This is a genomic window from Pseudomonas sp. PvP009, from assembly GCF_017832995.1.
Classification (GTDB): Bacteria; Pseudomonadota; Gammaproteobacteria; order Pseudomonadales; family Pseudomonadaceae; genus Aquipseudomonas; species Aquipseudomonas syringae.
On the sequence record NZ_JAFIBG010000001.1, the window covers coordinates 3339367 to 3361498 of the forward strand.

At 60.1% G+C, this 22132-nt stretch carries 23 protein-coding genes; 9 read left to right on the plus strand and 14 right to left on the minus strand.

Features of this window, described 5'->3' with window-relative positions:
• Positions 1–222 precede the first annotated feature (222 nt).
• From prpC to JOE29_RS14275, 3 genes are all read right to left on the minus strand, one after another.
• Complete coding sequence (prpC, locus tag JOE29_RS14265; protein ID WP_032660663.1) at positions 223–1350, minus strand: 2-methylcitrate synthase; 1128 nt, start codon at positions 1348–1350, stop codon at positions 223–225.
• Between the two features lie 140 nt (positions 1351–1490).
• On the minus strand, positions 1491–2384 hold the full coding sequence (gene prpB, locus JOE29_RS14270; RefSeq protein WP_003416137.1) for a methylisocitrate lyase: 894 nt from the start codon (positions 2382–2384) through the stop codon (positions 1491–1493).
• Positions 2381–3100 (minus strand): GntR family transcriptional regulator, encoded by a 720-nt coding sequence (locus tag JOE29_RS14275; protein ID WP_198709157.1) that lies wholly within the window; start codon positions 3098–3100, stop codon positions 2381–2383. The genes prpB and JOE29_RS14275 overlap by 4 nt, the downstream gene beginning before the upstream one ends.
• Positions 3101–3397: 297 nt before the next feature.
• Here JOE29_RS14275 and JOE29_RS14280 point away from each other — a divergent pair, with 297 nt between their 5' ends.
• The 4 genes from JOE29_RS14280 (at position 3398) to pabB (ending at position 7870) form a co-directional block, all read left to right on the plus strand.
• Positions 3398–3934 (plus strand): ATP-dependent zinc protease, encoded by a 537-nt coding sequence (locus JOE29_RS14280; protein WP_210079627.1) that lies wholly within the window; start codon positions 3398–3400, stop codon positions 3932–3934.
• A gap of 4 nt (positions 3935–3938) precedes the next feature.
• Positions 3939–5474, plus strand: coding sequence for an inactive transglutaminase family protein (locus JOE29_RS14285; RefSeq protein WP_003416135.1), 1536 nt, complete (start codon positions 3939–3941; stop codon positions 5472–5474).
• Positions 5474–6451 carry an alpha-L-glutamate ligase-like protein gene (locus tag JOE29_RS14290; protein WP_177231968.1) on the plus strand — a complete coding sequence of 326 codons (978 nt, stop codon included), beginning with the start codon at positions 5474–5476 and terminating at the stop codon, positions 6449–6451. The genes JOE29_RS14285 and JOE29_RS14290 overlap by 1 nt, the downstream gene beginning before the upstream one ends.
• 75 nt (positions 6452–6526) lie before the next feature.
• Positions 6527–7870 carry an aminodeoxychorismate synthase component I gene (gene pabB, locus JOE29_RS14295; RefSeq protein WP_210079628.1) on the plus strand — a complete coding sequence of 448 codons (1344 nt, stop codon included), beginning with the start codon at positions 6527–6529 and terminating at the stop codon, positions 7868–7870.
• A gap of 134 nt (positions 7871–8004) precedes the next feature.
• Here the strand turns inward: pabB and thrH are convergent, their stop codons facing one another.
• Positions 8005–8622 carry a bifunctional phosphoserine phosphatase/homoserine phosphotransferase ThrH gene (gene thrH, locus JOE29_RS14300; RefSeq protein ID WP_003347091.1) on the minus strand — a complete coding sequence of 206 codons (618 nt, stop codon included), beginning with the start codon at positions 8620–8622 and terminating at the stop codon, positions 8005–8007.
• A gap of 139 nt (positions 8623–8761) precedes the next feature.
• Between thrH and JOE29_RS14305 the strand changes: the two genes are divergently transcribed.
• The gene (locus tag JOE29_RS14305) at positions 8762–9496 is read left to right on the plus strand and encodes a phosphoadenylyl-sulfate reductase (protein ID WP_024665449.1); all 735 of its coding nucleotides are present in this window, start codon (positions 8762–8764) and stop codon (positions 9494–9496) included.
• An 85-nt stretch (positions 9497–9581) separates the two neighbouring features.
• Here the strand turns inward: JOE29_RS14305 and cysB are convergent, their stop codons facing one another.
• The 4 genes from cysB to JOE29_RS14325 all read right to left on the minus strand — a co-directional run bounded on the left by cysB (position 9582) and on the right by JOE29_RS14325 (position 13174).
• A complete protein-coding gene (gene cysB / locus JOE29_RS14310; RefSeq protein WP_003315705.1) occupies positions 9582–10556 on the minus strand; it encodes an HTH-type transcriptional regulator CysB in 975 nt (324 codons plus the stop codon).
• Between the two features lie 151 nt (positions 10557–10707).
• Positions 10708–11202 carry a universal stress protein gene (locus JOE29_RS14315; RefSeq protein WP_032660653.1) on the minus strand — a complete coding sequence of 165 codons (495 nt, stop codon included), beginning with the start codon at positions 11200–11202 and terminating at the stop codon, positions 10708–10710.
• A 76-nt stretch (positions 11203–11278) separates the two neighbouring features.
• Positions 11279–12199 carry a 5'-nucleotidase gene (locus JOE29_RS14320; RefSeq protein ID WP_003347087.1) on the minus strand — a complete coding sequence of 307 codons (921 nt, stop codon included), beginning with the start codon at positions 12197–12199 and terminating at the stop codon, positions 11279–11281.
• Positions 12200–12202: 3 nt separating this feature from the next.
• Positions 12203–13174, minus strand: coding sequence for a putative 2-dehydropantoate 2-reductase (locus tag JOE29_RS14325; protein ID WP_044311563.1), 972 nt, complete (start codon positions 13172–13174; stop codon positions 12203–12205).
• Between the two features lie 233 nt (positions 13175–13407).
• Here JOE29_RS14325 and JOE29_RS14330 point away from each other — a divergent pair, with 233 nt between their 5' ends.
• Positions 13408–14484, plus strand: coding sequence for a 3-deoxy-7-phosphoheptulonate synthase (locus tag JOE29_RS14330; RefSeq protein ID WP_004418244.1), 1077 nt, complete (start codon positions 13408–13410; stop codon positions 14482–14484).
• Between the two features lie 87 nt (positions 14485–14571).
• Here the strand turns inward: JOE29_RS14330 and JOE29_RS14335 are convergent, their stop codons facing one another.
• A complete protein-coding gene (locus JOE29_RS14335) occupies positions 14572–14859 on the minus strand; it encodes a GNAT family N-acetyltransferase (protein ID WP_003315710.1) in 288 nt (95 codons plus the stop codon).
• Positions 14860–15320: 461 nt separating this feature from the next.
• On the opposite strand from JOE29_RS14335, the gene JOE29_RS14340 reads away from it, so the two are divergent.
• Entirely contained in the window at positions 15321–15572 is a 252-nt protein-coding gene (locus JOE29_RS14340) for an Lpp/OprI family alanine-zipper lipoprotein (RefSeq protein ID WP_003347084.1), read from the plus strand.
• A gap of 172 nt (positions 15573–15744) precedes the next feature.
• On the opposite strand, the gene JOE29_RS14345 is transcribed toward JOE29_RS14340, so the two are convergent.
• The 3 genes from JOE29_RS14345 to JOE29_RS14355 form a co-directional block, all read right to left on the minus strand.
• Positions 15745–16710, minus strand: coding sequence for a L,D-transpeptidase family protein (locus JOE29_RS14345; RefSeq protein ID WP_003423665.1), 966 nt, complete (start codon positions 16708–16710; stop codon positions 15745–15747).
• Between the two features lie 111 nt (positions 16711–16821).
• A complete protein-coding gene (locus JOE29_RS14350; protein ID WP_003315714.1) occupies positions 16822–17103 on the minus strand; it encodes a hypothetical protein in 282 nt (93 codons plus the stop codon).
• Positions 17104–17159: 56 nt separating this feature from the next.
• On the minus strand, positions 17160–17765 hold the full coding sequence (locus JOE29_RS14355; RefSeq protein ID WP_003392898.1) for an arylesterase: 606 nt from the start codon (positions 17763–17765) through the stop codon (positions 17160–17162).
• Between the two features lie 10 nt (positions 17766–17775).
• Between JOE29_RS14355 and JOE29_RS14360 the strand changes: the two genes are divergently transcribed.
• Together JOE29_RS14360 and JOE29_RS14365 are read left to right on the plus strand one after the other, a co-directional pair.
• Positions 17776–18459 carry an ABC transporter ATP-binding protein gene (locus JOE29_RS14360; protein WP_003406778.1) on the plus strand — a complete coding sequence of 228 codons (684 nt, stop codon included), beginning with the start codon at positions 17776–17778 and terminating at the stop codon, positions 18457–18459.
• Positions 18459–20975, plus strand: a complete 2517-nt coding sequence (locus JOE29_RS14365; protein ID WP_210079629.1) for an ABC transporter permease — start codon at positions 18459–18461, stop codon at positions 20973–20975. The genes JOE29_RS14360 and JOE29_RS14365 overlap by 1 nt, the downstream gene beginning before the upstream one ends.
• Positions 20976–21218: 243 nt before the next feature.
• On the opposite strand, the gene greB is transcribed toward JOE29_RS14365, so the two are convergent.
• Positions 21219–21692: a transcription elongation factor GreB gene (greB, locus tag JOE29_RS14370; protein ID WP_003316622.1), complete on the minus strand. Its 474-nt coding sequence runs from the start codon at positions 21690–21692 to the stop codon at positions 21219–21221.
• 47 nt (positions 21693–21739) lie between these two features.
• Positions 21740–22069 (minus strand): hypothetical protein, encoded by a 330-nt coding sequence (locus JOE29_RS14375; protein ID WP_024693468.1) that lies wholly within the window; start codon positions 22067–22069, stop codon positions 21740–21742.
• Positions 22070–22132 lie beyond the last annotated feature (63 nt).

Here is a 22132-nt window from a genome sequence, read left to right on the forward strand (position 1 = left end):
GCGGGACTCGATCACGGAGTGTTCGGAATACGGGTGGGGAGCTTCAGCGGCTCCCCTGCCCCCTTTTAGGCTCTGTACGAAAAGTGGCTGCGCTCGGTGATGCTTCGTTAAAAACAGGCTCGGAATGCTCATTTACAACACGTAGAGTCGAACGCGACCCCGGCCGTTCCTCGCCTGTTTTTGCCTCGCCTGACCTTCGCTCGCCGACTTTTCGTACAGAGCCTAGCGCTGTTCCAGAGGTACGAACGCGCGCTGTTCGACGCCGATGTACTCGGCGCTCGGGCGAATGATGCGGTTGTTGGCGCGCTGCTCGAAAACGTGCGCGGCCCAGCCGGTCAGGCGTGAGCAGACGAAGATCGGCGTAAACAGCTTGGTCGGGATGCCCATGAAGTGATACGCCGAGGCATGGTAGAAGTCGGCGTTGGGGAACAGTTTCTTCTGCTCCCACATGACCTTGTCGATGGCCTCGGAGACCGGGAACAGCACCGTATCGCCCACTTCCTCGGCGAGCTTCTTCGACCAGCCCTTGATCACCTCGTTGCGCGGGTCGGACTCCTTGTAGATCGCATGGCCAAAGCCCATGATCTTTTCCTTGCGCTCCAGCATGCCCAGCGTGCCTTTGGTTGCCTCTTCAGCCGAGGCGAAGCGCTGAATCATTTCCATTGCAGCCTCGTTGGCACCACCGTGCAGCGGGCCGCGCAAGGTGCCGATGGCTGCCGTAACGCAGGAATACAGGTCCGACAGGGTCGACGCGCAGACGCGAGCAGTGAAGGTCGAGGCATTGAATTCGTGCTCGGCGTACAGAATCAGCGAGACGTCCATGACCTTGCGGTGCAGTTCGCTGGGTGCCTTGTCGAGCAGCAGGTGCAGAAAATGCCCGCCGATGGAGTCTTCGGTCGAGGTGCAGTCGATACGTTTGCCGTCGTGACTGAAGCGATACCAGTAACACATGATCGCCGGGAACGCTGCGAGCAGACGGTCGGTCGAGTCGCGCTGCTGATCGAAGCTGCGCTCCGGCTCCAGGGTGCCGAGCATGGAAGCACCGGTGCGCATCACATCCATCGGATGCGTGTCGGCGGGTATGCGCTCCAGCACTTCTTTCAGGGCCTGCGGCAGATCGCGTAGGCGCTTGAGCTTGTCCATATAGGCAGACAATTCGGCCTGATTGGGCAGTTCGCCGTACAGCAGCAGGTAGGCCACTTCTTCAAAACGCGCCTCGGCAGCCAGATCGCGCACGTCATAGCCTCGATAGGTCAGCCCGGCACCGGCCATGCCTACGGTGGACAACGCCGTCTGCCCGGCAACCTGACCGCGCAGCCCGGCACCGCTCAATACTTTTGCTTCAGCCATGGTGTTCTCCAATTTCGTTTTTTTGTGATGGGGCGCGAAGACTGTGGTTCAGACGGTACATCTTCGAAGAATATACCGGCCCTTTCGCGAACAAGTTCGCTCCTACGGCCTGCGGCCAGAAGCCCGGTATTTCACAGGCATCACCCCTTCTTCTGCGCAAACAGCGCATCCAGCTTCTGCTCGAATGTGTGGTAATCGATCGCGTCATACAGCTCCATGCGCGTCTGCATGCTGTCGATCACGTTTTTCTGGCTGCCGTCACGGCGGATAGCGCCGTAGACATTTTCCGCAGCCTTGTTCATCGCACGGAATGCGGAAAGCGGATACAGCACCAGCGAGACATCCGCCTCGCGCAGCTCATCGACCGTAAACAACGGCGTGGCGCCGAACTCGGTGATGTTGGCGAGGATCGGCACGCCTGCGCGGTTGGCGAATTGCTTGTACATCGCCAGTTCGGTGATGGCCTCGGGAAACACCATGTCGGCGCCGGCTTCAATACAGGCAGCGGCACGTTCCAGCGCCGACTCCAGCCCTTCAACGGCCAGCGCATCGGTACGCGCCATGATCACGAAGCTGTCGTCAGTCCGGGCATCCACGGCAGCCTTGATCCGGTCGACCATTTCCTGCTGAGAAACGATTTCCTTGTTGGGACGGTGCCCGCAACGCTTGGCACCGACCTGATCCTCGATGTGAATCGCCGCCGCCCCGGCCTTGATCATCGAGCGCACGGTCCGCGCCACGTTGAAAGCCGAAGAACCGAAACCGGTGTCGACGTCCACCAGCAACGGCAGATCGCAAACGTCGGTGATGCGCCGCACATCGATCAGCACGTCTTCAAGACCGGTGATCCCCAGGTCCGGAATACCCAGTGATCCTGCAGCGACTCCGCCACCTGAAAGATAAATGGCCTTGAAACCGGCACGCCTGGCGAGCAGTGCGTGATTGGCATTGATCGCGCCGACCACTTGCAGCGGCTGTTCGCTGGCGACTGCATCGCGGAAACGCTGGCCGGGAGTGCTGTTGTTATGACTCATTGTTTACCTCGGTCGGAAGTCGTCTGAGAAGCCGCCTGATAGTGGCGCTCGATGTTGCGTCTGGACGCGCCGATATGGCGGCGCATCAACAATTCGGCCAGCTCACCGTCGCGGTCGGCGATGGCGTCGAGAATGCGGTGGTGTTCGGCAAAGGCCTGGCGAGGCCGGTTGGGCGTGGTGGAATACTGAATGCGGTACATGCGCACCAATTGGTAGAGCTCGCCGCAGAGCATCTGGCTGAGGGTGCGATTGCCGCTGCCCTGAATGATGCGGTAGTGAAAGTCGAAATCACCCTCTTGCTGGTAATAGCCGATCCCAGCCTGAAACGCGGCGTCGCGTTCGTGGGTATCCAGAACGCCGCGCAGCTCATCAATTTCAGCCTGGGTCATGCGTTCGGCGGCCAGACGACAGGCCATACCCTCCAGTGACTCGCGAATTTCATAGAGTTCGATCAGTTCGGCATGACTGAGCGACACCACCCGGGCGCCCACATGCGGCACACGAACCACCAGGCGCTGCCCTTCGAGCCGGTGGATCGCTTCGCGCAGCGGTCCGCGACTGATGCCATAGGTGCGAGCCAGTTCCGGCTCGGAAATCTTGCTGCCGGGGGCAATCTCGCCTTTCACGATGGCCGCTTGAATGCGTCGGAAAACGTTCTCGGAGAGGGTTTCCGAGTCGTCGGCAACCGTCATTGTTTCTTCGACCACCTGCAGCATTGTCGACACCTCATGACTATATGCGCTCAAATCTAGCGATATTTGCTCAATACGTCAAAGCCAAACCCTGCATTGTCGACAATCAGCCAAAACGAGCAAGCGCTGCTCGACACAGCAACCTGAACAGCCACACAGGTTGATCACTGGCAGCTGCAGGGCTTCATGCTAGAATGCGTCGCGTCCGTACAGCGCGCTCCGCAGCGGAGCCAGCGTCTGCGAACCGCCTGCCCTACCATCATCAGGTCAATTCCATTTGCGCCCTGACCCTGAAGTTGTTCGCTCATCGCGCCAGGATTTATGAGACTGACTACCCTCCCCACACTGCTCGGCCTTCTGTTTTTGCCCGGCCTGACCCTGGCCGCCAACAAGACAGTCTATGGCCTCAATGAATACGCCAGGCTGAGCGAAGTCGATATCGAGATCGCCGCCAAGCTCGACACCGGCGCCAAGACCGCCTCACTGAGCGCCCGCGACATCAAACATTTCAAGCGCGATGGCGAAAGCTGGGTGCGCTTCTATCTGGCCAGCGACAGCAAGCATGTACACCCCATCGAGCGCCCCCTGGCGCGGGTCAGCAAGATCAAGCGGCGTGCCGACGATCTCGACCCGGATGATGACAATCGGTATTCGTCACGCCCGGTAATCAGCCTCGATATCTGCATGGGTGAATCTTTACGCACCATAGAAGTGAACTTGACTGACCGAAGTGCTTTCCAATACCCGCTTTTGATCGGCTCCGAAGCCTTGAAACGCTTTGATGCGCTGGTCGATCCAAGTCTTAAATATGCGGCAGGGAAGCCCGGCTGCGCTTCCGTCGCTCAAAACGCAGAGTAAATCCATGCGCTCTCTTACACTCCATCTGAAGATCCTGATCACTGCCCTGGTGACCCTCGGCATCGCGATCACGGCCTATCAGATTCTGGCGCTGGGCATACCCGTCAGCGAAGACGAAACCGATGACCTGTGGAATATCGACGCCAAAGTCGAGTTCGTCGCCAATCCCAAGGATTCGGTGAAGGTGCAAATGTTCGTGCCGCCGCTGGCCCACGACTACATCAGCCTCAATGAAAGCTTCATCTCGAACAATTACGGCGTCAGCGTCAACCGCGCTGACGGCAACCGCAAGGTCACCTGGTCGGCCCGTCGCGCCACCGGCAACCAGACCCTTTACTACCGACTGGTGCTGACCAAGCGTTACAGCGGTGAAAAACCCAAGGTCAAAGGGCCTATCTTTCGCGACAGCATGACCGTCGAAGGCCCGGAAAAGATCGCCGCGGAAGCGCTGCTGGCACCCATTCGCCAGCATTCGGCGGACGTTGAGACGTTCATCACCGAGGCGATCAAGCGCGTTAACAACCTGAATGACGATAACGTCAAACTGCTGCTGGCCGGTGATAACTCGGCGTCCAACAAGGCCCGGGTCACCGAGCTGCTGCTGTCGATCGCCCACGTACCGCTGGAAAAAGCCCACACCATTCGCCTGGATGCCGAGCAGCAGACACCGGAACTCTGGCTGCGCAGCTTCAACGGCAAGGAATGGCTGTACTTCAATCCTGACACCGGCGAAGCCGGCCTGCCGGACGATCGCCTGCTCTGGTGGACAGGCGAGGAAGGCCTGGTCAGCGTCGAAGGCGGCAAGAAGGTGCAAGTCACGTTCAGCCTCAACAACAGTGAAATGAACGCGATGCGCCTCGCCAAACTGACCGACGCCAGCACCGACTCGGACTTCCTGGCCTATTCGCTGTACGGCTTGCCGCTGCAGACCCAGCAGACCTTCATGATCATGGTCATGATCCCGATTGGCGTACTGGTCATCCTGATCCTGCGCAACCTGATCGGCCTGCAGACACTGGGCACCTTCACCCCGGTGCTGATTGCGCTGGCCTTCCGGGAAACGCAACTGGGCTTCGGCATCGCCCTGTTTACCGTGATCACCGCGCTGGGCCTGTCACTGCGCTCGTATCTGGAGCACCTGAAACTGCAAATGCTGCCGCGCCTGTCGGTGGTACTGACCTTCGTCGTGGTGCTGATCGCCGCCATCAGCCTGTTCAGCCACAAGCTCGGGCTGGAACGCGGCCTGTCGGTTGCGCTGTTCCCGATGGTGATTCTGACCATGACCATCGAACGCCTGTCGATCACCTGGGAAGAGCGTGGCGGCAGCCATGCCATGAAGGTCGCCATCGGTACGCTGTTCGCCGCGTCGCTGGCGCACCTGATCATGAGCGTGCCGGAACTGACCTATTTCGTCTTCACCTTCCCGGCAGTGCTGCTGGTGCTGGTCGGCTTCATGCTGGCGATGGGCAGATACCGTGGCTACCGGCTGACCGAACTGGTGCGCTTCAAGGCATTCCTGAAAGAGGAAAAGGCCAAGTGATCGGCTGGTGGAAAACCTGGAAGGCGCTCGAAGCCCGCGGCATCATGGGCATCAATCGACGTAACGCCGACTACGTGCTCAAGTACAACAAGCGCAGCCTCTATCCGATCGTCGATGACAAGATCATCACCAAGGAGCGGGCCATCGCCGCAGGCATTCATGTGCCGGAGATGTACGGCGTGATTTCCACGGAAAAGGAAATCGACAGGCTCGACGAGATCATCGGTGGGCACAGCGACTTCGTGATCAAACCCGCACAGGGCGCAGGCGGCGATGGCATTCTGGTGATCGCCGACCGTTTCGAGGAGCGCTTTCGCACCGTCTCGGGACGCATCATCAGCCACTCGGAAATCGAACATCAGGTATCCAGCATCCTTACCGGCCTTTATTCATTGGGCGGCCACCGCGACCGCGCACTGATCGAATACAGGGTCGTGCCGGACCCGATCTTCAAAAGCATCAGCTATGAAGGCGTACCGGACATCCGCATCATCGTGCTGATGGGTTATCCGGTGATGGCCATGCTGCGTCTGCCTACCCGCCAATCAGGCGGCAAGGCCAACCTTCATCAGGGCGCCATTGGCGTGGGTGTGGACCTGGCCACCGGCGTCACCCTGCAAGGCACCTGGCTGAACAACATCATCAGCAAGCACCCGGACACCACCCACGCGGTGGATGGCGTGCAACTGCCCAACTGGGACGGCTTCATGAAGCTTGCCGCCGAGTGCTACGAGTTGTGCGGCCTGGGCTACATCGGCGTCGACATGGTGCTGGACCAGGACAAAGGCCCGCTGATTCTGGAGCTCAACGCCCGTCCCGGCCTGAACATCCAGATCGCCAACGACAGCGGCCTGACCCATCGCACTCAGGCCGTCGAGGCGCGTCTGGAGCAACTGGCTCTCGAAGGACGCCAGGAATCAGCGCAGGAGCGGGTCAGCTTTGTTCAGGACCTGTTCGGTCACGTGCCCGGCGTCTGAACCGACATACCGCTAGGACTGCCGCACCGGCAAGGCTACAATCGCCAGCCGCGTTTCCAAGACCGATATTCGACGATGCCGATCTGTTCGATACACCCCCTGCCCTACAGCGCCGACCCGATCGCGTTCTTTGCGCGAATCCGCGAAGCGCCGGGTGCGGTGCTGCTCGACAGCGGCAGGCCGACAGCCGTGCGGGGCCGACATGACCTGCTCAGTGCATGGCCGCTGCAGGAACTGAGCGTTGCCGATGATGAAGACGGCGCCGCCTACCTCCAGCGCTTGCGCGACAGCATCAAAGCGCTCGGCGCAGCGCAGCTGCCTGACGGATGCGAGCTGCCCTTCGCTGGCGGCCTGATCGGTTATCTGAGTTATGAATTTGGTCGACGCCTGGAGCCGTTGCCGGATCAGGCCATTGACGACCTGCAACTGCCAGAGGCCCGTCTGGGGCTCTACGCCTGGGCGCTGATCAGTGATCATCAGGAGCAGACCAGCCAGCTGATTTTTCACCCGTCCCTAGCCGCCAGCGAGCGCAAACGACTGATTGAGCTGTTCTCTGTCGATATCCCTGAGCCGCACACGGAATTCCGCTTAAGCCAACCGTTTCAGGCCAGCATCAGCGCGGATAACTATCGCCAGGCTTTCGAACGCATTCAGGCCTACATTCAGGCCGGTGACTGCTATCAGGTGAACTTTGCACAACGCTTTCAGGCGCAGTGCGTCGGTGAGCCATGGGCCGCCTATTGTGCGCTGCGAGCAGCTTGCCCGACGCCGTTCGCCGGCTACCTGAGCCTGCCGGGGGCCGATGCGATTCTGAGTCTTTCTCCCGAGCGCTTCGTGCGGGTCAGCGCCCGGCAGGTCGAAACCCGCCCGATCAAAGGCACGCGGCCACGCAGCGCCGACCCGGCGCAGGATGCTGCCTTCGCCGCCGAATTGTTGGCCAGCGACAAGGACCGCGCAGAGAACCTGATGATCGTCGATTTGCTGCGTAACGACCTGGGCCGCAGCTGCCGCATCGGCTCGGTGAAAGTCCCCGAGCTGTTCAGCCTGGAAAGCTACCCCAACGTGCACCATCTGGTGAGCAGCGTGACCGGAGAGCTGGCCGCTGGCAACGATGCACTGGACCTGATCGGCGGCAGCTTCCCCGGCGGCTCGATCACGGGCGCCCCGAAGATCCGCGCCATGCAGATCATCGACGAGCTGGAGCCGACCCGCCGCAGCCTGTATTGCGGCTCACTGATGTACCTGGACGTGCGCGGCGAAATGGACAGCTCAATCGCCATCCGCAGCCTGTTGGTCAAGGACGGACAGATTTCCTGCTGGGGCGGTGGCGGCATCGTCGCCGACTCGGACTGCGAGGCGGAATATCAGGAAACCTTCACCAAAGTCCGTGTACTGCTGGAGACGCTTGAAGCACTCTGAACCGCTCTGCGTCGCAAAGAGGACGCAGAGCGTCCAGAACGGCATACCGACGCAGAGCGTCGGCACGATAGCCAGATCATTTCGTGACGCTCTGCGTCAACTGTCTCCAGTCGCGCGCAACGGAGGCTTCGCCCTCAAAGCATCAAATCCCGATTCGAGGCCTTGATGAATTCCTTTTTCAGGTCATCGAAAGTGTGCACCGCCGGAAACTGCGGGAATTCGCGGATCACGTTGTCAGGAGCGTGGAACAGGATACCAGCGTCGGCCTCGCCCAGCATGGTCGTGTCGTTGTACGAATCGCCGGCAGCAATGATCCGGTAATACAGGCTCTTGAAGGCCAGCACCGACTGTCGCTTGGGGTCTTTCTGGCGCAACTGGTAACTGACCACCCGGTCGGTCTCGTCAGTGATCAGGCGATGACACAGCAGGGTCGGAAAACCCAGTTGTCGCATCAGCGGCTGAGAGAATTCGTAGAACGTGTCCGAGAGAATCACCACCTGAAACCGCTCGCGCAGCCAGTTGACGAACTCCACGGCGCCCTCCAGGGGCTTGAGGGTGCCGATCACTTCCTGAATATCCGCCAGTTTCAGGCCATGTTCATCGAGAATGCGCAGGCGCTGCTTCATCAGCACGTCGTAATCGGGAATGTCCCGCGTGGTGGCACGCAGCGATTCAATGCCGGTTTTCTCGGCAAAGGCGATCCAGATTTCCGGGACCAGCACACCTTCGAGGTCCAGACAGGCAATTTCCACAGCACACTCCTCAGACCATTCACTCTCGACGGAAGCGGCACTCTAGCCGCTGGCGACGGCCACTGAACAGCGGATTTTGTTACCATTGCCGCCATCACGAGCGCTTAAGCGCCACTCTTGCATTTTAGGAAGCCGCCTGATGAGCCAACCTTTCGACGTCGCTGAACTGGCGACGACCTATGCGAACAAATCTGCACAAGACATTCTGAAACTGGCCTTCGAGCACTTCGGCGACGAACTGTGGATCTCTTTCAGCGGTGCCGAGGACGTGGTTCTGGTCGACATGGCCTGGAAGCTGAACAAGAACGTCAAGGTCTTCAGCCTCGATACAGGGCGCCTGCATGCGGAAACCTATCGTTTCATCGAGCAGGTCCGCGAGCACTACAAGATCGAGATCGAGATCGTTTCGCCCGATCACAGCAAGCTTGAACCTTTCGTCAAGGAAAAGGGCCTGTTCAGCTTTTACCGGGACGGCCATGGCGAATGCTGCGGCATCCGCAAGATCGAGCCGCTGCGGCGCAAACTGTCTGGCGTCAGCGCTTGGGCAACCGGCCAGCGCCGTGATCAGAGCCCCGGCACCCGCAGCGCCGTTGCCGCAGTGGAAATCGACAGCGCCTTTTCAACAGCCGAGCGCACGCTGTACAAATTCAACCCGTTGGCACAGATGAGCAGCGAGGAAATCTGGGGCTACATCCGCATGCTGGAGCTGCCCTACAACAGCCTGCACGAGCGCGGCTTCATCAGCATCGGCTGTGAACCCTGCACCCGCCCGGTATTGCCGAACCAGCACGAGCGCGAGGGTCGCTGGTGGTGGGAGGAAGCCACGCAGAAGGAATGCGGACTGCATGCGGGCAACCTGATAGCGCGCGACTAATGTCGCGAGCGGCAAGCTTCAAGCTTCAAGTCAAAGCGCGTAGGGCTCTGGCTTGTAGCTTGTAGCTTGTAGCTCAAAACTGCCTCTAATGCACCGGCAGCTCGACATTGGCAAACAGCTCTTCCATTTCCTGCTTGTTATGGCACTGAATCGCCTTGGCCATGACTTCACGGGTCAGGTGCGGCGCGAATTTCTCGATGAAATCGCACATGAAGCCACGCAGGAAGGTGCCGCGACGGAAGGCGATTTTTGTCACGCTGGACTCGAACAGATCACTGGCATCGAGCACCACCAGGTCGCTGTCCACTGCCTCGTCTATCGCCATTCTTGCCACGATACCCACCCCCAGGTTCAGCCTGACGTAGGTCTTGATCACGTCGGCATCCGCCGCCGTGAACACGACCTTGGGCACCAGCCCGCGATGGCTGAACGCTTCGTCCAGCTTGGAACGACCGGTGAAGCCGAAGACGTAAGTCACGATCGGGTATTCAGCCAGCAGTTCCAGCGTCAGCTTCGGCGCCTTGGTCAACGGGTGACCCTGCGGCACGACAATGCAACGGTTCCAGCGATAGCACGGCATCATCACCAGATCGCTGAACTGCTCGAGCGCCTCGGTGGCGATGGCGAAGTCAACCGTCCCGTCAGCAGCCATTTCGGCGATCTGCATCGGTGAGCCCTGGTGCATGTGCAGCGCGACATCAGGGTATTGCTTGATGAAGTTGCTGATCACCGGCGGCAAGGCGTAGCGCGCCTGAGTGTGAGTGGTGGCAATCGACAGCGTGCCCTTCTTCTCGTTGGAGAATTCCTGGGCAATCTGCTTGATGCTCTCAACCTTGCGCAGGATCTCGCCCGCTGTCGTGATGATGCGCTCGCCTGCAGGTGTCACACGCGTCAGGTGCTTGCCGCTGCGGGCGAAAACCTCGACGCCCAGTTCATCTTCAAGCAGACGGATCTGCTTGCTGATGCCGGGCTGGGAGGTGTAAAGGCTCTGGGCCGTCGCGGAAACGTTGAGGTCGTGGTGCGCCACTTCCCAAATGTAGCGCAGTTGTTGGAGCTTCATATGTATCCCTCAAAGCAGATAAACCCTATGGGTATCGGCGACGGTATATAACTGGATTAATGGTGAGACGAATAATTCTAGAACTTTTTATCACCTTTGTAAGGTGATCGCACGCTCGATTTCATTAAAACCACCAATTGGACCTTCCCCCTTACCCCCGCCCCTTTTTCAACATCATCGGAACCATGTAGACCGGCACATCGGAAAACTGCAGGACCCTGGCAGCCGTGCGGCCTACCGAGGTGCCCTCTTCCATCCTGCGGCTGTGACTGCCGACCACCAGCAAATCCACATTCAGCCTGTGCGCCTGTTCGAGAATCACGCTGGCAGGCTCGCCCTGAACGACACGCACCGTACGAATCAGGGACAGGTCCGAGTGCCCTTCGCCCAATTCTTCACGAAACCCGTCGAGCATTCGTTGCTCTATTCCACTCAGAAACGCATTCACACCTTTGCCGCGAAGCTCTTTCAGCGCGTCCTCGCCCAGGTAACTCTGCAGCACCGACTCGGCGAACAGGCCCAGAGGCTCGACGACATGGATGACGTACAGCTCGGCGTTGAACGTTCGAGCCAGCGCCAGCGCGTGCTGCGTTACATAAGGCGCGTACAGACCGAGGTCTGCGGCATACAGCATCGAACGGACCATACAACCTCCCGTACAACCGGAATGGCGGAGATTGACTCAGCGTAGCAGCGCATCATCGGCTGTGACGGCGGACTTCTCAGCCCCCGTCGGCAAGTGGCACTATTTCGTTGCTGATGCCGTGCGGAACGTGCCCCGTCGCGACCACATCACGCGCCTTCTCGCAGTGGCCGGGCTGATCGTCGAAAAACACATCGGCGGCGAACGCTTCAAGGAAGGCCGACTTTTGCAAACCACCGAGAAACAGCGACTCGTCCAGACGAATATCCCATTCGCGCAAGGTACGAATCACGCGCTCATGAGCAGGTGCCGAGCGAGCCGTGACCAGCGCGGTGCGAATCGGGCAGCTCGCGTCGGGAAACTCGCGCTGCAGCTGATTGAGTGCGGCGAGAAACGGCTTGAAAGGTCCGCCGCGCAACGGTTCGCGAGCCCACTCACGCTCGCTGGCCTGAAAGGCTGCCAGCCCGCCGCTCTGGTAAACCCGCTCTGATTCGTCGGAAAACAATACGGCGTCGCCATCGAAGGCAATCCGCAACTCGGCGCTGGCTGCACGCCGTGCACCACCCGAAAGGATGGTCGCGGCCGCGAACCCGGCATCCAGGGCGCTGCGTACATCCTCGGCATGCGTGGAGAGAAACAGGTGGCAGCCAAACGCTGCGAGATAAGGATAAGGACTGCGCCCGCCGGCAAAGGCGGCGCGGCTGATGTCGAGCCCATAGTGCTGAATCGAGTTGAAGACCCGCAGCCCGGTATCGGCACTGTTGCGCGACACCAGCACCACTTCGACGCGCGCCTTTTGCAGACTGGCATTGAGGCTCAGCAATTTTTCGACCAGCGGGAAGGCATCGCCCTGCGCGAGGATTTCGTCCTCATGTTCGATCTGATACTTGCGGTAGGCCTCGACCCCATCGGCCATGTACACCTCATGACTGTCGCGCAGATCGAACAGCGCACGCGATGAAATCGCCAGTACCAGCTTGTGGTCTTCAGCTTCTGTCATGAATCACTCCTTGCTTGCCGGGTGGTTGCCCCGATCAATGAACGCCAGTGCCTGATAAAGCGCCCGCACGCGAGGCATGTCAAACCCGACGGCAAGCGCTGCTGCGAGGGGCCTGGCATAAATGGCGTCCAGCTCCAGCGGGCGTCTTTCGGCCAGGTCGTGGTACATGCTGGGCCTGTAATCCGGCATGCTTTCGGTCACCGTAAACAGATGCTGCGCGAAACCCGGCGGCAACGCATGCCCACAGGCCTCGGCGCCCTGCACGACCTCGTCCATCAGCGACCGGATCAAGGCCTGGCTGTCAGGGTCGGCCATCAATCGGCCGGTACTGGTCTGCAACAAGGCCGATAGCCCGTTGTAGGGCACATTCCAGACCAGCTTCTGCCAGCGGGCCTGTTGCAGATTGGCCATGACCGGCGCGTCGATGCCGGCTGTCCTGAACAGGGCCGCGCAGGCTTCGACAACCGCCATGCGGCTCGCCTCATCTTTCGCCGGGCCGCTGTGATAGCCGACACTGACCGCGCCGAAGGCTTCATGGGCGACGACGCCGGGCGCAACCCGGTTGACGCAGACGAAGCACAGCCCGCCGAGTATGTGCAGGCTGTCGGGCAGGACGTTACGCAATTGGTCTTCGACAGCCAGACCGTTCTGCAACAGCAGCACGCTGGCGTTCGGCGCAGCCGCCTGGCGAATGATCGGACCGAGCGCGGCATTGCCGGTGCTCTTGGTGCCGACCAGCAGCCAGTCACAAGGTGGCATTTCAGCCGCCGAGCGATACGCCTGAACAGGCTTGAGGGACAGCTCGCCATGCACGGCGCTTTTGACCTGCAAACCTTCGCGTGCCACCGTGTCAAACTCGCTGCGCAGCAGAAAATGCACATCGTATCCGGCACGCGCCAGCATCAATCCGTAAAAGCCCCCGATGGCACCCGTACCTATGATGCCGACGCGCGGACGACGGGAATCAACACTCATGACCTCTCCCTTGACTGTCTCGCTATTTGCGGCCGTACACTATCCGTCGCAGCGGATTGTCTTGCAATAAGGCAGCGCATCTCGGCCAAAGACCTGGCCGATACCTCGTTTACTTATTGTCGAACAACGCGATAACGCGCTAAGGTTCGGCTCCCCGCTGCGCTCAAACCTGCTGGGCACCGCCGCACGGGGGACCGTTGGCGGCCAGTACCCGCGACCTGATGAGTAACACGATGGCTGATTTACCGATTGACGACCTCAACGTTGCCTCCAACGAGACTCTGATCACTCCGGATCAGCTCAAGCGCGACATCCCCCTGACCGATGCTGCCCTGCACACCGTCAGCCAGGGCCGCGAAGTGATTCGCAACATTCTCGATGGCCATGATCACCGCCTGTTCATCGTGATCGGCCCGTGCTCGATCCACGACCTGAAGGCAGCCAAGGAGTACGCCGAGCGTCTCAAGGCGCTGGCTGCGGAAGTGTCTGACACGCTGTATCTGGTGATGCGCGTCTATTTCGAGAAGCCACGTACCACGGTAGGCTGGAAAGGCCTGATCAACGACCCGTACCTGGATGACTCGTTCAAAATCCAGGATGGCCTGCACATCGGTCGCCAGCTGCTGCTGGATCTGGCCGAGATGGGGCTGCCCACCGCGACCGAAGCCCTGGACCCGATCTCTCCGCAGTATCTGCAGGACCTGATCAGTTGGTCGGCCATCGGCGCGCGCACCACAGAATCCCAGACTCATCGCGAGATGGCTTCGGGCCTGTCCTCGGCAGTCGGTTTCAAGAACGGCACCGACGGCGGCCTGACGGTTGCCATCAACGCCTTGCAATCGGTGTCGAGCCCGCATCGTTTCCTGGGTATCAACCAGGAAGGCGGCGTGTCGATCGTGACCACCAAAGGCAATGCCTACGGTCATGTGGTGCTGCGCGGCGGTAACGGCAAGCCCAACTATGACTCGGTCAGCGTTGCGCTCTGCGAGCAGGCGCTGAACAAGTCCGGCATTCGCCCGAACATCATGGTCGACTGCAGCCATGCCAACTCCAACAAGGACCCGGCGCTGCAACCGCTGGTGATGGAAAACGTCGCCAACCAGATCCTCGAAGGCAACGAATCGATTATCGGCCTGATGGTCGAGAGCCATTTGAACTGGGGCTGCCAGGCGATTCCCAAGGACCTGTCGGAATTGCAGTACGGCGTGTCCATCACCGATGCCTGCATCGATTGGCAAAGCACTGAAAAGACCTTGCGTAGCATGCACGCGAAACTCAAGGACGTGCTGCCAGCTCGCAAGCGCAAGTAATTGCCTGACCGACTGCACTGCAATAACGAAAACGCCGAGCAAATGCTCGGCGTTTTTTTTATGCTCGCTGTCGGTAGCTACAGGTCTTCAGAGCTTAGCCGCCTGCGACTGCAGATCATGCAGCTCCATATAGCGCTCGACATAAGAGCAGGACGGTATGACGGAATAGCCCATGCTGTCGGCATAGTCGAGCGCCTCCTTGGTCAGGGCGGCGGCAATTCCGCGGCCCCGCAAGGCGTCCGGTACGAAGGTCCGATAGAAGTCCAGGGTCTGCTTGCCGAGATCCATATACGTCAGATAGGCACGGTGGCCGTCGATAATGATTTCGAAATGGTGGCCGACTTCGTCATGGTGGATGGACAACGCCTCGCTCATCGCTACTCCTCGCGGGTCTTGGAATTTGACCCCTACCTTACCGGTCTTTTTCAGGCGAAGGAACATCTACGCCACCCAGTGTCTGTTTTCGACACCGGTAGAGCACTGCCGATCTCGACGGACATCACATTGAGATAGTAGGCGCCATTAGCGACTATGCTCAAGCGCGGTCGATGTAAAAACACCTGGAAATGCTCACGTGCCGACCGACAGTCAATCAGGCATGGTCTTACGCGTACTGTTCGGAACGCCTTAGCAAGGCAAAGGTCCAGTTAAAGTGGATAGTTTTTGTACAGAACGCTTGAGAAGTAACGCGGAACGCTTTCAAAGCGAGGAATTTTAGCAGCTTCTTGCGCCGGGTCCGTTTACTTACTACAAACAATGGGTACTATGTACGCCGGTCGTTTTCTCATTTTCGAGAGATGACTAATTTGAAAAAAAATTCCTTGAAGGTGAACACGATGAACAACGTTCTGAAATTCTCTGCTCTGGCTCTGGCCGCAGTTCTGGCTACCGGTTGCAGCAGCGTATCCAAAGAAACCGAAGCTCGTCTGACAGCTACCGAAGACGCAGCAGCTCGTTCGCAAGCACGTGCCGACGAAGCCTACCGCAAGGCTGACGAAGCTATGGCTGCTGCTCAAAAAGCTCAGCAAACTGCTGACGAAGCCAACGAGCGCGCTCTGCGCATGTTGGACAAAGCCAGCCGCAAGTAATAATCCCCCGGGATTATTGAAAGCCGACCCGGTAACGGGTCGGCTTTTTTTTGCCTGTTTTCTGGCTGGGTGATTGCCTGCGCAAGCCTGAATGACTGTTCTGCTGTATCAGGAAGATAACTAATTTTTGCCAAAGCTCCGCATTGGCACGAGAGCAATTGCTGGCGACGGTTTACTGAAAAATCACCGGTTCTTCAGCATTCGCAGGCGCTTTGCCCGGTTCTGCGATCTCCACCGGCATGCCGTCTTCGGCCGCAACCACATCACGTACCACATCCCAGTTCATGCGCAGGTTGTTGGCCAAGTCGTCACGCTTGAGCAGCGCATTGATCACCGCAGTGTGCTTGTCGACCACCGACGGGTTGCCCAGGTCATCAACCGGCGTGTGCGCTTCGAGATAGACCTTGCCACCGCTGATGCCGAACTTGTAAGGCTCGCTGATGATGCGCACGGTCGTACCGACCGGGGCCATGTCGGCCAGTTCCAGCACGTTATTGTTGTACATGCGGAAACAGCCGTGACTGGTGCGCATGCCGATGCCAAACTTCTTGTTCGAGCCGTGGATCAGGTAGCCGGAAAGCCCCAGACCGAACTTGAACGGCCCCAACGGATTGTCAGGGCCAGCCGGCACTACATCCGGCAGCGGATCGCCATCGGCCGCATGCTCGGCCTTGATCGAGGCCGGCGGCGTCCAGGTCGGGTTCGGCGTCTTGGCCGTCACCTTGGTCACGCCAATCGGCGACCCCCAGCCTTCACGACCGACACCCAGCGGATAGGTGTGCACGACATTCTGCCCCTTGGGGTAGTAATACATGCGGTATTCGGCAAGGTTGATGACAATCCCTTCGCGCGGACCCGGCGGCAGAATGAAACGGGTCGGCAGCACGATGTCCTTGCCTGCACCCGGCAACCAGGGATCGACGCCAGGGTTGGCAGCGATCATTTCCAGGTAGCCCAGATCATATTGGGTGCCCAGATCGGCGAAGGTGTCTTCGTATTTGGCCTTGATGACCTGCACCTGCCCCACGATGTCTTCGCCGGGCGGCGGCAACGGAAACTCCAGTGCATGGACAGAGCTCGCCGCGCACAGAGCAGCGAGCGACAGACAGCGGGTAACGGCTGGAATGCGCGACAACATCCGGGAGATCCTTCGGGTAACGACTAAAGAGATGGAAGCAAGAACTGAAGTGTACACCGGCCCTTGCCAGATCGGGGATATCTGCGGCTAGCCTTCCGGCAGTGATGACAGCTAGAGTTCAGGCCAGATCGGATTCATACCCCTGCGCTGCGCATCCATGATGGCCTTGCACAAGGGACACAGACGCTCATCGCGCATGGCCTGCAGTTCGACGGCGCGCATTTGCGGCTGGGCCGGCAACAACGTGCCACATAATGTACGGTCGATCGAGCCGCCCAGCTCCAATTGGCGAGCGATCAGATGGACGCGCACTTCCTGACAGGCGAACAGATCCAGCTGCTCATCGGGTTCAAGCATTTGATAGGCATACAGGGACCAGGCGGGACGCGGCATGGGGGGCTCCAGATCGGGGGCGCCACATTAGCCGAAAGCCCCCGCCCGGGAAAGCCTCAAAGCAGCGGTTTCAGGCTCGGCCAGACATTTTCTAGCAACTTGCTCTGAGCGGCCGCCGCCGGATGCAGACCATCGGCTTGCATCAGTTCGGGCACCCCGCCTACACCTTCGAGAAAGAATGGCACGAAGGGAACCTTTTTCTCCTTGGCCAGGTTGCTGTAAACCTCTTCAAAAGCCTTGGTGTAGCGTGGCCCGTAGTTGGGCGGGATACGCATGCCCAATAACAGCACTTTGGCACCTGCCGCCTGCGAACGGTCGATCATCGATGAAAGGTTTTGTTGCAATTGAGCAGGCTGCTGGCCGCGCAGGCCATCGTTGCCGCCCAACTCCAGAATAACCAGTTCCGGCTTATGCTCTGCAAGCAGCGCAGGCAAACGCGCCTGGCCGCCTGCACTGGTGTCGCCACTGATCGACGCATTGACCACCTTGTCGTCGAAACCCTCCTTGCTCAGACGCTGTTCCAGCAGGCTGACCCACCCCACGCGGGTATCCAGCCCGAAAGCCGCACTGATACTATCCCCAACGATCAACACCGTGCCCGCCAACGCGCCCTGTGACAGCAGCAGTAACCCCAGGCCAGCACTTAAAAACAACGCACGCATCGGATTCTCCATGAGTGAAAGTATTCTCAGTGCCCAAAGCCTCAGCAAAGTAGTCCCCAGCACCGAAGGTGACCTGACCATCCTGCACGAACTCTCCCTGGAACTAAACAAGGGCGATACGCTGGCCATCGTCGGTGCCTCCGGTTCGGGCAAATCCACCCTGCTCGGCTTGCTGGCCGGGCTGGACCTGCCGAGCGCCGGTTCAGTCATCCTTTCGGGGCGCAACCTCAGCGAGCTGGATGAAGACCAGCGCGCCAGAGTGCGGGCCGAGCACGTCGGGTTCGTGTTTCAGTCGTTCCAGCTACTCGACAGTCTGAACGCGCTGGAAAACGTCATGCTGCCGATGGAGCTCGAAGGCCGCAAAGACGCCCGTGAAAAAGCCCGCGACCTGCTGGAACGGGTGGGCCTCGGCCAGCGCTTGACCCATACGCCGCGTCAGTTGTCGGGTGGCGAACAGCAACGGGTCGCCATTGCCCGCGCCTTCGCAGCCGACCCCGACGTGCTGTTCGCCGACGAACCCACCGGCAACCTCGACAGCCACACTGGCGAACGCATCAGCGACCTGCTCTTCGAACTGAACAAGGAGCGCAACACCACGCTGGTGCTGGTCACTCACGATGAGCGTCTGGCGCATCGCTGCCGTCGCTTGATCCGTCTTGAAGGGGGCCGACTGGTCGCCCCGCTGGAGCCTTGATGGCACGTTTGCCTTTTGCCCGCCTGCTGAGCCTTGCTGTCCGCCAACTGATGCGCGATGCCCGCGCCGGAGAATTGCGGGTGTTGTTCTTCGCCCTTCTGGTCGCCGTGGCGGCGAGCACCGCCATCGGTTATTTCGGCGCCCGTCTGAACGGCGCGATGCTGCTGCGGGCGACCGAGTTCCTGGGTGCCGATCTGATCCTCGAAGGCTCGAGCCCGGCGCGTGCCGAGCAGGTCGAAGAAGGCAAACGCCTGCAACTCAAGCATGCGCAGATCGTGGTCTTTTCCAGCGTGATCGCGACCGACGCAGGTATCCAGCTGTCGAGCATCAAGGCAGTGGACGACGCTTACCCATTGCGCGGCGAACTGAAAAGCGCCGCAGACCTGTACCAGTCGGAACAGGCTGGCAGCGGTCCGCAACCGGGTGAAGCCTGGGTCGAGGCACGCCTGCTTCCTGCGGTCGACCTGAAGGTCGGAGACGACCTCGATGTCGGCTCCAAAACCTTGAAACTGACCCGCATACTGACTTACGAGCCAGACCGGGCAGGCAACTTCTACAGCCTGACCCCGCGCGTGATGATCAACCTGCAGGACCTTGCCGCCACCGGCGTGGTACAGCCGGGCAGCCGGGTCACCTATCGGGAGATGTGGAGCGGCCCGCCGGAGGCACTGGCGGCCTATCGCAAAGCCATCGAGCCGGGTCTTGAGCCGCATCAGGAAATCAAGGACGCCCGCGATGGCAGCCAGCAGATTGGCGGCGCACTGGGCAAGGCCGAACGTTATTTGAATATGGCCAGTCTGGTCGCCGTGTTGCTGGCGGGCGTTGCCGTGGCGCTGTCGGCATCCCGATTCGCAGCAAGGCGCTTCGATGCCAGCGCCCTGCTGCGCTGCCTGGGACTGTCGCGCGGCGAGGCGATGACCCTGTTCAGCCTGCAACTGGCGATCATCGGCTTGCTGGCCAGCCTGAGCGGTGCCTTGCTGGGCTGGCTGGCACAGCTCGGTCTGTTCGCGCTGCTGCAAAATCTGCTTCCGGCGACCGTTCCGCCAGGCGGCGTACTGCCTGCGCTGGCCGGCATGGGCACCGGGCTGGTAGCGCTGGCCGGTTTCGCCCTGCCGCCGCTGGCTGCACTGGGTCGCGTGCCGCCGCTGCGCGTCCTGCGCCGCGACATGCTGCCAATCCCCGCCAGCTCCTGGCTTGTGTATGGCGCAGCGCTGCTCGCGCTGGGCTTGATCATGTGGCGTCTGAGCCTGGATCTGGTCTTGACCTTCGCCCTGCTGGGTGGCGGCATCGTCGCCGCGCTGCTGCTCGGCAGTCTGCTGTTACTGGCGCTCAACAGCCTGCGCCGTCTGCTGTCCGGCGCCTCGCTGCCCTGGCGGCTGGGTTTGGGGCAACTGCTGCGTTACCCGCTGGCCGCTGCCGGACAATCGCTGGCTTTCGGCCTGATTCTGCTGTCGATGGGCTTGATCGCGCTGCTGCGCGGTGAGCTGCTCGACACCTGGCAAAATCAGCTGCCCAAGGATGCACCGAACTATTTCGTGCTCAACGTACTGCCAGCCGACAAAGAAAACTTCGCCCAGACGCTGAGCAAGCTGTCCACTCACGCGGCGCCCCTTTACCCGGTGGTGCCAGGACGCCTGACCAGCATCAACGGCGAACCTGTCAGCAACTTCGTGACCAAGGATTCGCGCGGTGAAAATGCCACGCGTCGCGACCTGAGCCTGACCTGGGCCGCCGAGCTTCCCGAGGGCAATACCCTGACTGCCGGCAACTGGTGGAAAGCGTTGCCTGATTCCGGGCAAAGCGATGCAATGCCCGGTGTCTCGATCGAGGCCAAACTGGCCGACAGCCTGAAAATCAAACTGGGCGACCGCCTGAGCTTCATCGTCGGCGGACTGACCCGCGACGCCGTGGTCACCAGCCTCAGGGACGTGAACTGGGATACCTTCCAGCCCAACTTCTTCATGATTTTCCAGCCCGGCACCCTCGCCGACTTGCCGACCACTTACCTGACCAGCTTTTACCTGCCACCCGGCCAGGACAAGCAGATCGTCGAGCTGTCGCGCACCTACCCGTCCATCAGCATTCTGGGTGTAGAGGCCCTGCTCGCGCAGGTACGCAGCATCCTCGATCAGGTGACCCTGGCCGTGCAGTTCGTTCTGCTGTTCGTGCTGGCCGCAGGTATCGCGGTGCTGTTTTCCGGATTGCAGGCCACGCTGGACGAACGCATCCGGCAAGGCGCACTGCTGCGCGCACTGGGCGCAGAGCGAGCGCTGCTGATCAAGTCGCGGCGCATCGAATTCGGTTTGCTGGGGGCTGCCAGTGGCGTACTGGCGGCATTGGGCTGTGAGCTGGTGAGCTTCGTGCTGTACCGCTACGCCTTTTCGCTGGAATGGCAGCCACATCCATGGCTACTGCTGCTCCCGGTGATCGGCGCCTTGCTGGTCGGTGGTGCCGGTGTATTCGGCACCCGCCGCGCACTGAACGTCAGCCCGCTGACCGTGCTGCGCGAGGGGTGAGGCTACTCACAAATCCAGTGGGAGCGAGCTTGCTCGCGAAGAGGCCGGTACAGCCTTCAGAAACAGGGCGTTTGGGCTAACGTCTTCGTGAGCAATGCGGATCGCCGCCCCGGTCACTCCACACAGAGATCTGCATCCTGCCTGACGCTAAGTTTTAGCCCCACTCTCCGCGCTTATCGGGAGTTGTGTATAGCGATCAGCGCTCCGCGTGAGAATGCAATTGCGGACGTTCTGCGTCCGGCCTCACTTTTCGTAATCAATCGAGTTCACGAACCACAGCTTCTCGCCTTCGGGCGTATTGACCAGCACCTCGTCGCCCACTTCCTTCTTCAGCAAGGCGCGAGCCATGGGCGAGTCGATGGAGATGTAGTCGTTGCGCCCATAGATTTCGTCATAACCGACAATGCGGAATTTCTTGAGATCGCCCGCTTCGTTTTCGATCTCGACCCAGGCACCGAAGAACACCCGCCCTTCCTGCTCCGGCGAATACTGCACGACACGCATGTCTTCGAGGCGCTTGCGCAGATAGCGCACGCGTCGGTCGATCTCACGCAGCAGCTTCTTGTTGTACTGGTAATCGGCGTTTTCGCTGCGATCCCCGAGCGATGCCGCCCAGGCGACCTTTTGCGTAATGTCGGGCCGGTGCTCTCGCCACAGGTAGTCGAGTTCTTTCTTCAGGGCTTCATGCCCGTCACGGGTGATGATCTTTGTACTCAAGAAGTTTCTCCGGCCCGGCAAAAATCAGTTCGACAGGCGACAAAGACTCAACGTCGCGCCACCTCATGCTGGATGCAGCCGTCGTAATAGACCTTGGTCACCGCATCAGGCTTGAGCCGCGACTCGCTGTCGTAGGTCTGTTCCGTGATACGCAATGCCATGGGCCGCATCCATTGTTTGGCAAACTTGCGCGCCTGCAGCTTCTGCCGCGCGCCATAGCGAGTAACGCCTGACAACTTGGAGGCCTGCGCACCACCCGCAATGGCCGAGCCCCAACGACACAGATAACGCTCGTTTTCCGTGGCGTTTCTGGCCTGTACGGAAAACGCCAGCCCGAAAAGCGTCAGGCACGCCAGAGCACAATAGACCAAACGCATGCGAAAACCACCTAATCCTTTGATAAGGCGGCGATTTTGCCTGTCCATTCACGCGTCGGGGGC

Bases quoted from the DNA above. Each gene is read 5' to 3' on its own strand.
- JOE29_RS14330 (WP_004418244.1), top strand. From the start codon at position 13,408: ATGGCTGATTTACCGATTGACGACCTCAACGTTGCCTCCAACGAGACT.
- prpC (WP_032660663.1), bottom strand. From the start codon at position 1,350: ATGGCTGAAGCAAAAGTATTGAGCGGTGCCGGGCTGCGCGGTCAGGTT.
- JOE29_RS14375 (WP_024693468.1), bottom strand. From the start codon at position 22,069: ATGCGTTTGGTCTATTGTGCTCTGGCGTGCCTGACGCTTTTCGGGCTG.
- JOE29_RS14305 (WP_024665449.1), top strand. From the start codon at position 8,762: ATGAGCCAACCTTTCGACGTCGCTGAACTGGCGACGACCTATGCGAAC.
- JOE29_RS14285 (WP_003416135.1), top strand. From the start codon at position 3,939: ATGCGCTCTCTTACACTCCATCTGAAGATCCTGATCACTGCCCTGGTG.
- JOE29_RS14340 (WP_003347084.1), top strand. From the start codon at position 15,321: ATGAACAACGTTCTGAAATTCTCTGCTCTGGCTCTGGCCGCAGTTCTG.
- JOE29_RS14335 (WP_003315710.1), bottom strand. From the start codon at position 14,859: ATGAGCGAGGCGTTGTCCATCCACCATGACGAAGTCGGCCACCATTTC.
- JOE29_RS14320 (WP_003347087.1), bottom strand. From the start codon at position 12,199: ATGACAGAAGCTGAAGACCACAAGCTGGTACTGGCGATTTCATCGCGT.
- JOE29_RS14280 (WP_210079627.1), top strand. From the start codon at position 3,398: ATGAGACTGACTACCCTCCCCACACTGCTCGGCCTTCTGTTTTTGCCC.
- pabB (WP_210079628.1), top strand. From the start codon at position 6,527: ATGCCGATCTGTTCGATACACCCCCTGCCCTACAGCGCCGACCCGATC.
- JOE29_RS14345 (WP_003423665.1), bottom strand. From the start codon at position 16,710: ATGTTGTCGCGCATTCCAGCCGTTACCCGCTGTCTGTCGCTCGCTGCT.
- JOE29_RS14315 (WP_032660653.1), bottom strand. From the start codon at position 11,202: ATGGTCCGTTCGATGCTGTATGCCGCAGACCTCGGTCTGTACGCGCCT.
- JOE29_RS14350 (WP_003315714.1), bottom strand. From the start codon at position 17,103: ATGCCGCGTCCCGCCTGGTCCCTGTATGCCTATCAAATGCTTGAACCC.
- JOE29_RS14360 (WP_003406778.1), top strand. From the start codon at position 17,776: ATGAGTGAAAGTATTCTCAGTGCCCAAAGCCTCAGCAAAGTAGTCCCC.
- prpB (WP_003416137.1), bottom strand. From the start codon at position 2,384: ATGAGTCATAACAACAGCACTCCCGGCCAGCGTTTCCGCGATGCAGTC.
- JOE29_RS14355 (WP_003392898.1), bottom strand. From the start codon at position 17,765: ATGCGTGCGTTGTTTTTAAGTGCTGGCCTGGGGTTACTGCTGCTGTCA.
- JOE29_RS14325 (WP_044311563.1), bottom strand. From the start codon at position 13,174: ATGAGTGTTGATTCCCGTCGTCCGCGCGTCGGCATCATAGGTACGGGT.
- cysB (WP_003315705.1), bottom strand. From the start codon at position 10,556: ATGAAGCTCCAACAACTGCGCTACATTTGGGAAGTGGCGCACCACGAC.
- JOE29_RS14275 (WP_198709157.1), bottom strand. From the start codon at position 3,100: ATGCTGCAGGTGGTCGAAGAAACAATGACGGTTGCCGACGACTCGGAA.
- JOE29_RS14365 (WP_210079629.1), top strand. From the start codon at position 18,459: ATGGCACGTTTGCCTTTTGCCCGCCTGCTGAGCCTTGCTGTCCGCCAA.